Origin of the sequence: Moraxella bovis (assembly GCF_002014975.1) — a bacterium.
Taxonomy (GTDB): domain Bacteria; phylum Pseudomonadota; class Gammaproteobacteria; order Pseudomonadales; family Moraxellaceae; genus Moraxella; species Moraxella bovis.
On the sequence record NZ_MUXV01000059.1, the window covers coordinates 1 to 14049 of the forward strand.

At 46.3% G+C, this 14049-nt stretch carries 13 protein-coding genes and 2 tRNA genes; 10 read left to right on the forward strand and 5 right to left on the reverse strand.

Annotated features, from left to right (window positions below):
• Window positions 1-209 precede the first annotated feature (209 nt).
• Window positions 210-2297, reverse strand: a complete 2088-nt coding sequence (locus B0182_RS11685; RefSeq protein WP_078275100.1) for a M3 family metallopeptidase — start codon at window positions 2295-2297, stop codon at window positions 210-212.
• A gap of 157 nt (window positions 2298-2454) precedes the next feature.
• Here B0182_RS11685 and B0182_RS11690 point away from each other — a divergent pair, with 157 nt between their 5' ends.
• The 6 genes from B0182_RS11690 to lpxC all read left to right on the forward strand — a co-directional run bounded on the left by B0182_RS11690 (window position 2455) and on the right by lpxC (window position 7139).
• Window positions 2455-3216 carry an endonuclease/exonuclease/phosphatase family protein gene (locus tag B0182_RS11690; protein ID WP_078275101.1) on the forward strand — a complete coding sequence of 254 codons (762 nt, stop codon included), beginning with the start codon at window positions 2455-2457 and terminating at the stop codon, window positions 3214-3216.
• A gap of 249 nt (window positions 3217-3465) precedes the next feature.
• The gene (gene gltX, locus B0182_RS11695; protein WP_078275102.1) at window positions 3466-4977 is read left to right on the forward strand and encodes a glutamate--tRNA ligase; all 1512 of its coding nucleotides are present in this window, start codon (window positions 3466-3468) and stop codon (window positions 4975-4977) included.
• Window positions 4978-5088: 111 nt separating this feature from the next.
• A tRNA-Ala gene (locus B0182_RS11700) sits at window positions 5089-5164 on the forward strand.
• 76 nt (window positions 5165-5240) lie between these two features.
• Window positions 5241-5316 (forward strand) — tRNA-Glu (locus B0182_RS11705).
• Window positions 5317-5378: 62 nt separating this feature from the next.
• Window positions 5379-6077 (forward strand): metal-dependent hydrolase, encoded by a 699-nt coding sequence (locus B0182_RS11710; protein WP_078275103.1) that lies wholly within the window; start codon window positions 5379-5381, stop codon window positions 6075-6077.
• Between the two features lie 114 nt (window positions 6078-6191).
• The gene (lpxC, locus tag B0182_RS11715; RefSeq protein WP_112742780.1) at window positions 6192-7139 is read left to right on the forward strand and encodes a UDP-3-O-acyl-N-acetylglucosamine deacetylase; all 948 of its coding nucleotides are present in this window, start codon (window positions 6192-6194) and stop codon (window positions 7137-7139) included.
• A 245-nt stretch (window positions 7140-7384) separates the two neighbouring features.
• Here the strand turns inward: lpxC and B0182_RS11720 are convergent, their stop codons facing one another.
• A complete protein-coding gene (locus tag B0182_RS11720) occupies window positions 7385-7951 on the reverse strand; it encodes a hypothetical protein (RefSeq protein WP_143821735.1) in 567 nt (188 codons plus the stop codon).
• Window positions 7952-8124: 173 nt separating this feature from the next.
• Between B0182_RS11720 and B0182_RS11725 the strand changes: the two genes are divergently transcribed.
• Window positions 8125-8829, forward strand: a complete 705-nt coding sequence (locus tag B0182_RS11725) for a CHAP domain-containing protein (RefSeq protein WP_029103867.1) — start codon at window positions 8125-8127, stop codon at window positions 8827-8829.
• Window positions 8830-8940: 111 nt separating this feature from the next.
• On the opposite strand, the gene ribF is transcribed toward B0182_RS11725, so the two are convergent.
• Window positions 8941-9954 carry a riboflavin biosynthesis protein RibF gene (ribF, locus tag B0182_RS11730; RefSeq protein WP_228157758.1) on the reverse strand — a complete coding sequence of 338 codons (1014 nt, stop codon included), beginning with the start codon at window positions 9952-9954 and terminating at the stop codon, window positions 8941-8943.
• 68 nt (window positions 9955-10022) lie between these two features.
• On the opposite strand from ribF, the gene B0182_RS11735 reads away from it, so the two are divergent.
• The gene (locus B0182_RS11735; RefSeq protein ID WP_158079711.1) at window positions 10023-10400 is read left to right on the forward strand and encodes a VanZ family protein; all 378 of its coding nucleotides are present in this window, start codon (window positions 10023-10025) and stop codon (window positions 10398-10400) included.
• A gap of 130 nt (window positions 10401-10530) precedes the next feature.
• Here the strand turns inward: B0182_RS11735 and rlmH are convergent, their stop codons facing one another.
• Together rlmH and B0182_RS11745 are read right to left on the reverse strand one after the other, a co-directional pair.
• On the reverse strand, window positions 10531-11010 hold the full coding sequence (gene rlmH / locus B0182_RS11740; RefSeq protein ID WP_078275106.1) for a 23S rRNA (pseudouridine(1915)-N(3))-methyltransferase RlmH: 480 nt from the start codon (window positions 11008-11010) through the stop codon (window positions 10531-10533).
• A gap of 203 nt (window positions 11011-11213) precedes the next feature.
• Window positions 11214-11600 carry a helix-turn-helix domain-containing protein gene (locus B0182_RS11745; RefSeq protein ID WP_078275107.1) on the reverse strand — a complete coding sequence of 129 codons (387 nt, stop codon included), beginning with the start codon at window positions 11598-11600 and terminating at the stop codon, window positions 11214-11216.
• A gap of 271 nt (window positions 11601-11871) precedes the next feature.
• Here B0182_RS11745 and B0182_RS11750 point away from each other — a divergent pair, with 271 nt between their 5' ends.
• The gene (locus tag B0182_RS11750) at window positions 11872-12822 is read left to right on the forward strand and encodes a 3-oxoacyl-[acyl-carrier-protein] synthase III C-terminal domain-containing protein (RefSeq protein WP_228157757.1); all 951 of its coding nucleotides are present in this window, start codon (window positions 11872-11874) and stop codon (window positions 12820-12822) included.
• A 43-nt stretch (window positions 12823-12865) separates the two neighbouring features.
• A complete protein-coding gene (locus B0182_RS11755; protein WP_078275108.1) occupies window positions 12866-13864 on the forward strand; it encodes an NAD-dependent epimerase/dehydratase family protein in 999 nt (332 codons plus the stop codon).
• Window positions 13865-14049: the final 185 nt, after the last annotated feature.

Consider the following 14049-nt stretch of genomic DNA (forward strand, 5'->3'; position numbering starts at 1 on the left):
CCTTGAGGTGAGGTTAAATGTGATTATAGATGATTGGAGTAAGCGAATCAATCAGATATGCTTTGTGTATCATCACTTACTGTTACCGACACAAATCATTAATGAGTTATCAATCAATCATAAAATAACCGCATCCATACTGGCGGATGTGACCAGTCTATGATTATCGTATGACGGTCTGATACACTACTTGGTTAACCGTGATTTGGCTATTTGACAAACCCACTATGACGCAGTAACGCCCCCATGTCAGCGTCTCGCCCCATAAAGGCGACAAAGCTGTCTTTGGCAGGGCGAGAACCGCCCATTTGTAGGATTTCGTTTTTGAAGGCATTACCAATGGCAGGGTCAAATACGCCATGCGTGGCGGTGTTTTGACTGCTTTCAAATTTGCCAAAAGCGTCCGCCGACAACAGCTCCGCCCATTTATACGAATAATACCCTGACGCATAGCCCCCTGCAAAGATGTGACTAAACGTGTTGGCAAATCGGTTATTGGCAGGCGGTTTGATGACGGCTATTTCATCACGCACGCCGTCTAGCACCGCCAAAATTTCATCATAGTCCGACAGCTCTTTGCCATGAATGCGTAAATCAAACAATCCAAACTCTATCTGGCGTAAGGTTTGTAGTCCGCTTTGGAAGTTTTTGGCGTTCAACAGAGCGGTCAATTTATCTTGGGGCAAGGGTTCGCCTGTCTCTACATGACGACTGATGAGAGCAATCCCGTCTTTGTCAATGGCAAAATTTTCCATAAATTGACTGGGCAATTCCACAGCGTCCCACTCCACGCCACTGATACCTGCCACGTCCGAGAGCGTGATTTTGGTCAATAAATGGTGCAAGCCATGCCCAAACTCGTGAAACAGCGTGGTAACTTCATCAAAGGTTAAAAGGCTTGGCAAATCGCCCACCGCAGGCGAGAAGTTACCCACGATAAAGCCGACAGGAAGCTGTTCAATCTGGCTGTCTTTATGCTTTTCTTGAAAGCCTGACAACCACGCCCCACCACGCTTGCCCGTGCGAGCAAATAGGTCAAGATACAGCCCGCCCATCAAGCCGTTTTTGTCATGCAATTCAAAAAACTGCACGTCCGTATGCCAACGTGGCACGTCTGCCGTCCGCTCGTTAAAGGACACACCAAAGAGCTTGCCGATGATATCAAACAAACCGCCCAGCACCACAGGGAGTGGAAAATAAGGGCGAATCTCATCGCTGTTTAGGTTGTATTTTTCAAGGCGGATTTTTTCGGCTAGGTATGGCGTATCCCATGGCTCAACCTTGTCAAGCCCAAGCGTTTTGCCCAAAACCTCCATGTCCGCCAAATCCGCCTTAGCAAAGGGCTTGGCGTGATGAGCGAGCGTTTTTAAAAAGGTTTCAATCTCGTCTTTATCATTTGCCATTTTGCTTGCCAAGGATACTTGGGTGTAGTCGTCAAAGCCGAGCAGTTTGGCTTTTTCTTGGCGTAGCGTGAGTATCTCGCTCATGATGTCGCCATTGTCAAATTCGGCGTGTCCATAGCTAGACACGGCACTGGCACGAGTGTTGTAGGCGTGGTAGAGCGTCTCACGCAAGGCTCTATCATCGGCGTACTGCATGACCGCCAGATACATGGGTGCGTCAAGCGTGGCAACATAGTCGGTTGCCAGTACGCTATTGGGGTGCTTGGCTTTATAGGTGTCGCCTGCCGATTTTAGCAGGGCAAGACCGCTTGGGGTAATGCCTGAGAGTTGGGCTTGGCTCAAGGGCAGGGCGAAGGCTTGGGTTGCGTCTAGGGCGTTGTCCGAGAATTTGGCGGACAGTACCGACAGGCGAGCAGAAATCTCGGCAAAGCGTGCTTTTTTGTCATCATCTAAGGCAACCCCAGACAGCGTAAAGCCTTGTAAGGCAAGCTCTACTGCTCGTGTTAGGGCGTTGTCTGCTTCTAGCTTTTCTAAATTATCATTCACAAGTTTATAAAGCTGATACAGCCTCACCGATTGCCCTGTTTTGGTAGAAAAGGCGGACAAGGCAGGCAGTACGTCATGATGAGCGGTGCGAATCTTTTGGCTAGACACCACGCTGTTTAGGTGGGAGAGTATCCCAAAACTGCGGTTTAGGTTAAGATTTAGGCGGTTAAACCTACCGATGATGTCAAGGGCTGTCGTTGGCTCATCGGTGCTTGGCAAATTATCCAAAAACTCATCGGCAATTTTTAAATCTTGCTCCACTAAAGCTTTTAGTGTGCTTGCGTCTGTTTTGTCAAAATCCACAAGGCGTAAACGCTCATCTAGGGCTTGTGTGTGAAAATCAATCATGGGTGTGTTCCTAAAAATTTTGGGCTTAGAGTTTGGGTTTATAATAAGGATAACAACGCACTTTTGCAAGGAGTAGCGTGGACGTGGGGTAAGTTGCTTTTGTCATAAAAGCGTGATATGTTTGTCTTTTACTGTTTGAATTTTTAAAAGCAAAAACATGACTCCCATTCACGTTGTTTCTTATAATATCCATAAAGGCATGTCGCCCTTAAACCGCCTTGTTAAGCTCCAACGCATGGGGCAAGCGTTGGCGGATTTGCCGATTGATGTGTTGTGTCTGCAAGAAGTGCAAGGGCAAAACCTAAAACGAGCCGTCGCTTTTAACGAATACCCCGACCAGTCGCACCATGAGTGGTTTGGCGAATATTTGTCGCTGTCGCACAGCTATGGCGAAAACGTCCGCTACCCACACGGCAATCACGGCAACGCCACGCTCTCACGCCACCGACTAGACCCCAAGCACAATGTCAATATCACCGTCTCACGTCTAGAAAAACGGGGCGTTTTGCACAGCGAGATAGCCCCTGACGGTTGGGGCGTGCCTGTGGTTGTGCTAAACGCTCATTTAAACCTACTAGAAGCCGACCGCACCAAGCAATACAAGGCAATCAGCGACTATATCAACAGCGAGATTGACAAGGATAAACCGCTCATTTTGGCGGGGGATTTTAATGATTGGGCGAAAAAATCGGGGCGGTTTATGGCGGATTTGGGGCTGTCTGAAGTCTTTTATACCAAACATGGCAAACACCCTGCGACTTTCCCTGCCAAGTTTCCCATGATAAGCCTTGACCGCATTTATGTACGGCATTTGGCTGTCCTATCCGCCCAAGTCTATGGCGGTGTGCCGTGGTCTGATTTGTCTGACCATTTGCCGATAGGGGCGAGATTGATACTTGATAAGACTAAGGCGTGTTGAACCTTTATAACACTATTTACAATATAGAAATATTTTAGAAATAAAGGTACGTTTTTGCATGAAAAATGGCTAAATCTGGTTTTTCATCGTCAAAAACTTGCCTGATAGAATGGCTATCAGTCTCAAGTTTTTTTCTTGACAAACAGGCGATTTCCCCTATTTTTCATTGCAAATACAAAAGTTCAACACGCCCTGCTGAAAACTAAGCCAAATTTTGGTATCATATCCCAAATTTTTCTGAGAAATCTCATGACAAATCCAACCAAACCCATTCGTACCCGTATCGCCCCATCGCCCACAGGCTTTCCACACGTTGGCACGGCTTATATTGCCTTGTTTAATATGGTTTTTGCCAAATCGCAAGGGGGTGAGTTTATCCTACGCATTGAAGACACCGACCAAGTCCGCTCTACCGCTCAGAGTGAGCAGATGATTTTAAACGCCCTAAAATGGGCAGGTTTGACATGGAGCGAAGGCCCTGACGTGGGCGGACAGTTCGCCCCGTATCGCCAGTCCGAGCGTTCCGAGATTTACAAAAAATACGCCCAAGAACTACTGGACAAAGGTCATGCGTTTCGCTGTTTTTGCACGACAGATGAGCTAGACCAAATGCGTAAAGAGCAAGAAGCCCAAGGCTTGCCCGTGCGTTATGACGGGCGTTATGCCAATCTGAGCCGTGAAGAGAGTGATAAACTTGCCGAGAGTGGCAAGCCCTTTGTCATTCGTATGCGTGTGCCGACAGACGGCGAGTGCGTGATTCATGACATGCTTCGTGGCGAGATTAGCATTCCGTGGGAAACGGTCGATATGCAGGTTCTACTAAAAACAGACGGCTTGCCGACCTATCATCTTGCCAATGTTGTGGACGACCATTTAATGCAAATTTCCCACGTCATTCGTGGCGAAGAGTGGATTAACTCCGCCCCCAAGCACAAACTTTTGTATGAGTATTTTGGTTGGGAAATGCCTGTATTGTGCCATATGCCCCTACTGCGTAACCCCGACAAATCCAAACTCTCAAAACGCAAAAACCCCACGTCAATCACCTATTATAAGGACGCAGGCGTACTGCCCGAAGCCTTGATTAACTATTTGGGGCGTATGGGGTATAGCTTGCCAAATGAAGCGGAGAAATTTAGCTTGGATGAGATGATTGCGAGCTTTGATATTAAGCGTGTCTCTTTGGGTGGACCTGTATTTGACATTGAAAAACTCTACTGGCTCAATGGCGAATACCTGCGTGCGATGAGTGCGGACGAGTTGAAGGCGAAGATTTTGGCGTGGGCAAGCGATGATGATAAGCTGACTGCCATTGCCAAAGCCATTCAGCCACGCATTAATGTGTTGTCTGATGCGGTAAATTGGGCAGGCTTTTATTTTCAAAACTTGCCAAACGTTACACCAGACGATTTTGCCCATAAAACGCTGGATAATGATAAATTACTTGAAATTCTCTATCTTGCCACATGGCAACTAGAAGCCTTGCCCGAGTGGAGCGAGAATAACATTTATCAGACCCTAAAAGGCTTGGCAGGGCATTTTGAGATTAAGTTAAAAGACTTTATGCAACCGTTTTTTGTGGCGATTGCAGGCTCAACGTCTAGCACGCCTGTGATGAACTCCATGTACGTCATCGGGGCGGACATGACCTTATCACGACTACGCCATGCCTGTGAAGTTTTGGGCGGACTTGGTAAAAAGAAATTGAAAAAATTGGAAGAGACGAATAAAGCTTTGCCGAATTTTTTAAATCAAGAATAAGCTAATTAAAAACCGATAATTTTCAATAAGTTATCGGTTTTTTTAAATCTTATTTTAAAAAGTATTTGACAAGACACAGAGGCTTTTATATAATACGCCCACCTTAGCAAAGGGGCTATAGCTCAGTTGGTAGAGCACTTGCATGGCATGCAAGGGGTCAGCGGTTCGACTCCGCTTAGCTCCACCACTTCTTTTTAGAAGTAGAAACACAAGCACCTAGGCACGCTTTTTGAGCAATCTTGTGTTGGTTCGTTAAGTTTTACGCTCCATTCGTCTAGAGGCCTAGGACATCGCCCTTTCACGGCGGTAACAGGGGTTCGAATCCCCTATGGAGTGCCAAATTCTAAATCCCCAAGTTACGGCTTGGGGATTTGTTGTTATGTCGGTAGGTTTTTCGCTTTATGGCAAATTTCACCACGCATTTGACCGTTGCTGCCATTGCCAGTACTGCCCTTGCCACGTTTGGCTTTGTGGGTGGGTTATTTGGCTTTGGCACGGCCGTTTTTTGTTTGGCGATAGGGGTTATTGGTGGGCTGTTGCCTGATATTGACCTTGAAACATCCATTCCTGCCAAGCGATTTTTTACACTCATGTCGTTATTTGTCGCCACGCTCACCGCCATTTTGTACACCGCCTATCAGACCACAGGCACACAGCTGGTGGAGCAGGCACTCATGGTGTGGGGTGGGGCGTTCGTGGTTGTGCGTTATGGCGTGATAGGACTGTTTAGCCATCTCACCGTTCATCGAGGCATGGTGCATTCGGTGCCATACATGGCGATGTGTGGACTGTTTGCCATCTATGGGGCGTTTTATGGCTTTCGCATGACCGCCAAAGTCAGCTGGTTGTTTGGGGGATTTTTGTTCATCGGGTCGTTGGTGCATTTGGTGCTAGATGAGATATACAGCGTCAATGTGCTGGGGCTTAAACTCAAAAAATCATCAGGCACGGCATTAAAGTTTTTTGAACGTAAAAAATCCCTGCGATATGTCATGCTCTACATCATCGTGCTCGCTTTGTTTTTATACGCCCCTGATTATCAGCCTGCCCTAAATGGCATTCATGCATTGGTACAAAAATTTGCCACTGGCACCATTTAGCACGCTTTTATTAATTTTACCAATCATTGTCATTACATCCCACTCATGTCCGCCATGATGACAAACCTGCCATCAGATGATAAAATGCGTGATATCCAGACAGATGAGTTTATCATGAATAACAATACCGACATTAACTATTATCCTGCACGCACCCTAGCCACACCCATCACTGCCACTGGCATAGGGCTACACAGTGGCAAGGAAGTCACGCTCACCTTGCGAGACGCTCCCATCGGCACGGGTATTGTGTTCGTACGCACCGACCTTGATAACGCCCACATTCCCATGAGTGCTACGCTTATCCAAGATACAATGATGTCGTCTAACTTAGTGGCGGGCGATGCACGAGTTGGTACGGTAGAGCATTTGCTCTCAGCAGTGTCAGCGTGCGGTTTGGATAACCTATATATAGAAGTCAATGCCCCTGAGATTCCGATTATGGACGGCTCGGCAGCACCGTTTTTGTTTTTGATTGACGAAGCAGGCGTGGCAGAACAGCCCGCTCCCAAAGCCTTTTTAAAAATCAAAAAAACCGTGCGTGTGACTGATGAAGACAAATGGGCGGAGCTTGCTCCTTATGATGACGGTTTTTTGATGCATTTTGAGATTGATTTTAATCATGCCGCCATCAAAGCGACCGAGCAGACCACGTCGCTTGATTTTAGTACCGCCAATTTCGCCCGTGAAGTGGCGCAGGCTCGCACGTTCGGCTTTTTAAAAGACTTAGAGATGCTCAAAAAGCACAACCTTGCCTTAGGTGGTAGTATGGATAATGCCGTGGTGCTGGATGAGACATCGGTGGTCAATGGCGAGTTACGTTATCCCAACGAATTTGTCCGCCATAAAATACTAGATGCGGTGGGCGATTTGTTCGTCATTGGGCATAACATCATCGGTAAATTTAACGCCTATAAATCAGGTCATGCCCTAAATAACGCACTCATTCGAGCGGTATTGGCAGATGACAGTGCCTATGAAATTGTAACAAATTATGACAAAAATAGCTGTCCGATAGTCTTCATTCCGCCCAAAAATCCGCTAAACAACGGCAATGATTAGAGGTGATTGTTTAGAGTTTGGCAAGTTTTGGGCAAAACTTCAGTAAGAAACCCAAAAATTAATCAACATCTAATGTAATAAACACAACAGCGAGCTGACAGTAGCTCGCTGTTGTGTTTGTGGGGGTTTTGGGGGATTTGCACAGGGCTTTTATGAGAGTTTTATGGAAATTTTGTGAAAATGGGCGGATTTCTTTACATAAGATTACAAAAAGACCGTAAAAGTCCCAAATTTAAGAACAATTATCATTCTTTGGTGGTGGCGGTTTGAATGAGTTTGATAAAGGACGCCTGTAAACTTGGATTTTTGATGACAAGTTTGGCAGTCTGTGTTATAGTTCGCACCGTGTTTTCGCTTAATGGTTTTTCTAAGGTGGTTGGAGCGGTGATTTGATCGCTGACACGCTGATGAATTTTGTGATTGACAATGGCCCCCATTTTTGAAAACTGCCCAAATGCTGGATGTTCATGCAGTGCCGACAGACATTCTTGATGTAGATAACGTACATGATTGGCGGATGTGATGGTTGGTAGTGCTAAGGTGATTTTATCATCATGAGCATACGCCACTTGTATCTGACTACTAAGCTCGCCCAACACACCTGACAGCAGGGGGGCGGACAGATGGGTCAAGTGAGTAAAGTAGGCAAGTCGTCTGCTTAGGTCTTTGGGAAGTTTCGCCCCTGCCGCCGCTTGTTTTTCGGTGCGATTGGCAAGGTGGTTTGGAAAATGGGTTTTTAGATATAAGTCATCACTCATCATAATACCTTTTAAAAACTGACGGACATGGTGTCCAAGAGCTAAGTTTATCACGCCACCCGCTCAATGCCAATGCCTTATTGAGCCAAAAAGTACGTTCGGATGCGTATGGCATAAACCCAAGCTTTAACAAAACTAACCCATCTGACATCACTCATGTAAACAGGGGACGACCAACCCACAGACAAACGCTGTGTCGTCGTGCATGATGGATGCGAGGCAATCTTATGAAAAAACTCTTTTGGTTAATGTCGGCAATTACCCTGACGACAGTCAGTGCAAATGCAGAAAGTGGCAGAATCACCATCTCATCTGCCAATGGCGAGCGTCAAGTAAACATCATCGCACCGCCCATGCCTACCCAAACGCTAAGCAATGCTGAGCTTGACAGTGCCATCAATGAGCTGATGGGGGCGTCACAAGGTAATTCTCGTCTGACCCAAGGGTTTAGCACCAACACCCAAACACTCACTAACTTTTCAGCAAGCAATAATACAGGCAGTACAGTCGCTGCTCTAAATGGCTCTGCCCCTGCCACAGCTGCTCGTCTGGCTGCCCGTGCCGCTCACGGCAAGAGCGTGGGTCGCTGTGCCATGTATGTGCGTAAGGCACTACAATCCGCTGGTTATAGCTTCACCCCACAGCCATCAGCCTATCAGTATGCTAATGGTACGCTTGCCAGTGCAGGTTTTACCCGTATCAGTAATGACAACTACGTACCACAGATTGGCGATGTAGCAGTCTTTAATCGTACCAGTAAAAATCCGCACGGTCATATCCAAATCTATGATGGTAGCCAGTGGGTATCAGATTTTCGTCAGCCTAATTTTAGCCCGTATCGCAACCACAATGGATACAGCGTATGGCGTGATACTCGTTACCTAGATGCTACGGCAAATACAGGTACGATGCTTGCGATGAACGAGCAGTAATTTGATAAAGACAAAGGGCGATTATTCGCTCTTTTTTGTTGAGTGTTTGTTTTAAAAGCAGGCGTGCCACGCACAAAAAAGGACGCATTTGGTACGCCCTAGATGTCATGGTTATAAAGCATTGTGCCATGCCACAAGCTCATCCACGTCCCTTTTTATGCCGTCTTTTAACTGTGCTAAACTCTCATAATGACGCTCGCCATGCAAGTATTTTTTAAAAATCACACTCAATGTCATGCCGTACAAATCTCCTGTAAACTCTGGCAAATGCACTTCTAGGCGATAATCCGTGCCGTTTACGCTTGGGCGTTTGCCGACATTGACCGCCCCAAATAGGCTGCTTGCGGTTTGACCTTTGATGCCGCCCCCTAAGGCATATAAATCAACTGCCTTGCCGTCCTTAACTGCTAAAATATCCGCCCCAAAAATCCCCTGTGTGGCAGGTTTTAGCCTATCTAAGGCAACGTTGGCGGTGGGAAAATCAAGCGTACGCCCAATTTTGTCGCCATGTACCACTTGCCCTGTCATGGTATAGTCTCGCCCAAGCATGATTTTGGCGGTGTCCAAATCGCCCTGTGCCAACGCACCACGCACCGCCGTGGAGCTAACTCGCACCTTATCATGGGCGATAGTGGCAAGGCTATCCACGCTAAACCCCAGCCCCTGCAAAAACGCCTTATCGCCTGTGCGGTCATGTCCAAAACGAAAATCATCGCCCAGCACCAGATGCTCTGCCCTCAAAGTGGTCAAAAGCGTGGCAAAAGCGTGGGCGGATAGGTGGCGAAAATCGTCATTGAAATTTGCCTTGATGACAAAATCTATGCCATGACCGCCCAGCAAGGCGACTTTTTCGGCAAAGTTTGTCAAGCGGGCAGGGGGGCTTTGTGGGCTAAAAAATTCCCTAGGCTGTGGCTCAAACACCATGACGGCAGTGGCAAGTGATTGCTTGGTGGCGTCTTTGATTAAGGTTTGGAGCATTGCCTGATGTCCCAAATGCACCCCATCAAAGTTGCCAATGGTCAAGGCGTGTGGGGGCAAGGCGGTGGGGGCATGTGGGTCTAAGTTGATGATTTGCATGAAAATGAAAAATGGACGAACAAAGGACATATTATAGGTGAAATTCATCATTTTTTCATAAAAAATTACCATAAAATTTGTTATGATGACCGGTTTGTGTGATGTGATGATTGATGATGATAAAATTTTCTGTCAAATGGCTGTGGTTTGCCATACTGGTGTGGTTTGGGCTGTCCTGCTATGGACTTTTTTTGCGTGTACCAAGCTGTCAAGTGCCAAGCATTAGCCATTTGGATAAAGTGGTTCATTTTGCGATGTTTTTTGGGCAGTTTTATTTGTTATCACTGTTATTTAACATCAATACCAAAACCAAAGCACTCTACCTGTGGGCGGTGGCTTTGGGCTGGGCGATGGCAAGCGAGCTGATACAAGGCTATTTTACCACACGCACCATGGATGTATGGGACGGCGTGGCGGATATGGTAGGGGCGAGTTTGGCGGTGGGGTGGGGGTATTTACGGCAAAGGGGGTGTTTTAAAGGTATTGTTAATTGACCGTGCTTTTAGATGCATTTGCCCTATAAACGCATTGATTTTTGGATGAATAAATTACCCTACACGTCTAAATTTTAAAAATATCTCTTTATTGAACAGTACCTATTTCAAATGTGTGTACCCTACCCACTCACGCCCGATGATAGGGGTGATTATTAATGATACTCATCGCCCGATAGAGCTGTTCTATCAGCACCACTCGCACCAAAGGGTGGGGCAGGGTCAAATCCGACAGCGACCATTTAAAATCCGCCTGCGTTAGCACGTCCGCCGACACCCCGTCCGCCCCGCCGATGACCAGAGCGATATCGGTGCCGTCCGTCATGGCAGTCTGCAAACGGTCGGCAAGGCGTTCGGTAGAGAGCATTTCGCCTTTGACTTCTAGCACCCAGAGCTTTTCTTTGGGTAGGCGAGCGGACAAAATGGCTTGCCCTTCTTGGGTTTTGTATTTTTCTATTTCGGCAAATGATGGATTTTTGGCACGTTTGGCAGGGGGTATCTCCACAATCTCGGTACTCATCATTGGCTGTATGCGTTTGGCGTATTCGTCCACGCCTGTCTGTACCCATGCAGGCATTTTGTGTCCGACACTTAGGATTCTTAATTTCATGGCGATTTATCAAAAGTAAAAAGCGTATTATAAATAAAAACCACAAATATTGGTAAAGTGTAAAAAACTCACCCGTTATTTACACTTAAAGAGCTTAAAGTCATGCATTTAAATGATGCTGGTGTCTACTTGTAAGATGACCTTGTGGTGATTGATGATACATTGCACCTTTGCGGTATGACGCTTTTTCTTGCCAGAATACATCAATGCTTGGTTTTTTTAGAACGATTAACACGCACTTCGCTCACATCCACAATCGCAATGTCATCTTTGGTGGGTGTTTGGGTGGCAATGGCAAAGCCTTGCTTGCTTAGTGTGTCTTCAATCCAATGGCTTTTACGGATAAGTGTGCTTTCATGGATGCCAAAGTCAGCGGCTATCTGCTCATAGGTGCGATATTCTTTAAAATACTGCAAGGTTGCCATTAACAAATTGGGCATACCAATTTTGAGTTTTCTACCACCTCTTTGATGTATGCTAGCTTGTGCTTGCTCTAAACAAGCAAGTATGTTGTTAAAGACTTCTCGCTTAACACCAATTAAGCGTTTAAACTTTTCATCAGATAAGTGTGTGGATGCTTCGTAGTTCATTGGGGTATTTTAGCATAGGAAGGGTTTTGCAGGAGGTCTATTGTTGGCATTGACGCATTTCCAAGTTTACATACAGGATTTGCAGTATTTATCAATGGATTTTTCTTTATCAATCAGCGGTACAAATTGGCTTGGCGTTATTGCCTATTACCATTGGTTTGATGATTTCTACCCAATATTTTGCCTTTCATTATGGGGTGGATTTATTGGCAGGATTCATATTAGCAATTGGCGTTTTAATGTTTATCAACTATTATCAAAAGGTACAATCATGACCATACTCCCCCTACGCCTCATCGCCACAGGCAAGGCATTGTCACAGCAAAAAGTCCATTCTGGCGAGCTTGATAAACACCTAAATAAACCAGACGGCTATGTACAAAAAAGAAGTGGCATTTTGTATCGTCATCACGCTGATTTACATTTAACCCAAGCTGAGTTGGCAGGGCAGGCGATTTTGGACGCGTGCAAGCAAGCCAACTTGTCTTTGTCGGACATTGACCTTTTGATTACGGTCAATGGCGTACCACAGCAAGCCTTGCCCAGCACCACAAGCCATATTTTTGCAAAACTCAATTGGCAAGGCACAGGCTATGATGTCAATGCCAGTTGCGTGGGCTTTTTGCCTGCTTTGCAACAGGCAGAAGCGTTATTGAATATGGGGTATTACAAACGCATTGCCATTTGTGCGTCCGATTTGGCGTCTCGGGGCTTGAATTGGCAGAACGATGAAACAGCGTTGATTTTTGGCGATGGGGCAAGTTGCGTCATTCTTGAAAAAGGGGCGGGCAATGGCGGTGGGCTGACGAGCTTTTTGATGCAAAGCTATCCTGACGGCATTGAATATTGTCAAATCAAGGCAGGTGACACAGCAAGAAATCCCAAAACAGGCATGACGGACAGCGATTTTTGTTTTGCCATGGACGGCTTTGGCGTGTTTAAAAAAACGAGCGAAGTGTTGCCCGTCTTTTTGGAGAAATTATTTGCCACACCACAAAATCCCTTAACCATCAAAGATATAGATTTGTGGGTAGTCCATCAAGCCAGTCATTTGGGCATGAGCCATCTCATCAAACGCTTGCACATTGACCCACAAAAAGTCATCAACATTTACCCCACGCACGGCAATCAAGTCTCTGCGTTCTTGCCCACGGTGCTACACGAAGCGGTCATTGCTGGGCAATGGCAACGGGGCAAAACGGTGGCACGGGGGCGGGGCTGACTTTGGCAGGGGCGATTTGGCAAATTTAAACAATGGGTAATCAATGAAAATTTTAATCACAGGAGCAACGAGCGGACTTGGGCGGACAGCTTGCGATATGGCGTTGGGGCGGGGTCATCAAGTCATTGCGGTGGGGCGAAACAAAGAAGTATTGAACGAGCTTGCCACGCTTGGGGGTCAGACTTATGCCTGCGATTTGGCGGTGGAGTGGTTGCCCAACCACATTTTTGAGACGGTGGATGCGGTGTGGCATTGTGCAGGGTTGTCATCACCTTGGGGAGCGTATCAGGATTTTTATGCCGTCAATGTGGGGGCGACAAAGCAACTTGCCGAGCAAGCAGGACAGGCAGGCGTGCCGTATTTTGTGCATATTTCTACGCCATCTTTGTATTTTGACTATCAAAATCATCTTGATATTAAAGAAGATTATCAGCCTAGCTCTTATGTCAATCACTATGCCCATACCAAAGCCCTAGCCGAAACGGTTATCCTAAAAATGGTGCAACAATTCCCCCAAACACGCTATATTATGCTCCGCCCCCGTGCGATTTTTGGCAAATACGACCAAGTGCTGATTCCCCGTTTATTAAAAGTGATTGAACAAAAAGGCTTTTTGCCCTTGCCAAATGGTGGGCGGGCGATGATGGATTTCACTTTTGCCGACAATGTGGTGGAAGCCATGCTCTGTGCGGTGCGTACGGATTTGCCAAGCGGTATCAGCGGGCAGGCGTTTAACATTACGGGTGGCGAACCGATGGCGTTAAGGGCGGTGCTGGATAACTTGTTTGTTGATGAATTAAAAATGGACTTTAAGGTTAAAGCCGTGCCATATCCGATTTTGCGTACGCTTGCATTAGGGCTAGAAACCATCGCCAAACTGACCCAAAAAGAGCCGATTCTGACCGCTTATAGCGTCGGGGCGTTGAATTTTGATATGGTATTAAACATTGATAAGGCTAGGCAAATACTCGGTTATGTGCCAAAAGTGAGTATGGCGGAGGCGATTGGGCGGACGGCTGTGGAATTACGCGTTAAGGAGTAAAATAAAACCGTTTCAGGCAGCCCGAAAACAAAAAAACACCGTTTTCATCGTAAAAAAGGTGTTTTCTCATTATTTCAAATACTTGGCATGAAAGGCAATATGCTCGCCAATAAAACTAGAAATAAAATAATAGCTGTGGTCAAAACCCGCTCGCAAATTAAATTTAGGCATTGTTAAACTAAAAT

Coding starts and splice junctions, on each gene's coding strand:
- ribF (WP_228157758.1), bottom strand. CDS start 9,954: ATGAATTTCACCTATAATATGTCCTTTGTTCGTCCATTTTTCATTTTC.
- B0182_RS11690 (WP_078275101.1), top strand. CDS start 2,455: ATGACTCCCATTCACGTTGTTTCTTATAATATCCATAAAGGCATGTCG.
- B0182_RS11745 (WP_078275107.1), bottom strand. CDS start 11,600: ATGAACTACGAAGCATCCACACACTTATCTGATGAAAAGTTTAAACGC.
- rlmH (WP_078275106.1), bottom strand. CDS start 11,010: ATGAAATTAAGAATCCTAAGTGTCGGACACAAAATGCCTGCATGGGTA.
- B0182_RS11755 (WP_078275108.1), top strand. CDS start 12,866: ATGAAAATTTTAATCACAGGAGCAACGAGCGGACTTGGGCGGACAGCT.
- B0182_RS11710 (WP_078275103.1), top strand. CDS start 5,379: ATGGCAAATTTCACCACGCATTTGACCGTTGCTGCCATTGCCAGTACT.
- B0182_RS11735 (WP_158079711.1), top strand. CDS start 10,023: ATGATAAAATTTTCTGTCAAATGGCTGTGGTTTGCCATACTGGTGTGG.
- lpxC (WP_112742780.1), top strand. CDS start 6,192: ATGAATAACAATACCGACATTAACTATTATCCTGCACGCACCCTAGCC.
- B0182_RS11725 (WP_029103867.1), top strand. CDS start 8,125: ATGAAAAAACTCTTTTGGTTAATGTCGGCAATTACCCTGACGACAGTC.
- B0182_RS11685 (WP_078275100.1), bottom strand. CDS start 2,297: ATGATTGATTTTCACACACAAGCCCTAGATGAGCGTTTACGCCTTGTG.
- B0182_RS11750 (WP_228157757.1), top strand. CDS start 11,872: ATGACCATACTCCCCCTACGCCTCATCGCCACAGGCAAGGCATTGTCA.
- gltX (WP_078275102.1), top strand. CDS start 3,466: ATGACAAATCCAACCAAACCCATTCGTACCCGTATCGCCCCATCGCCC.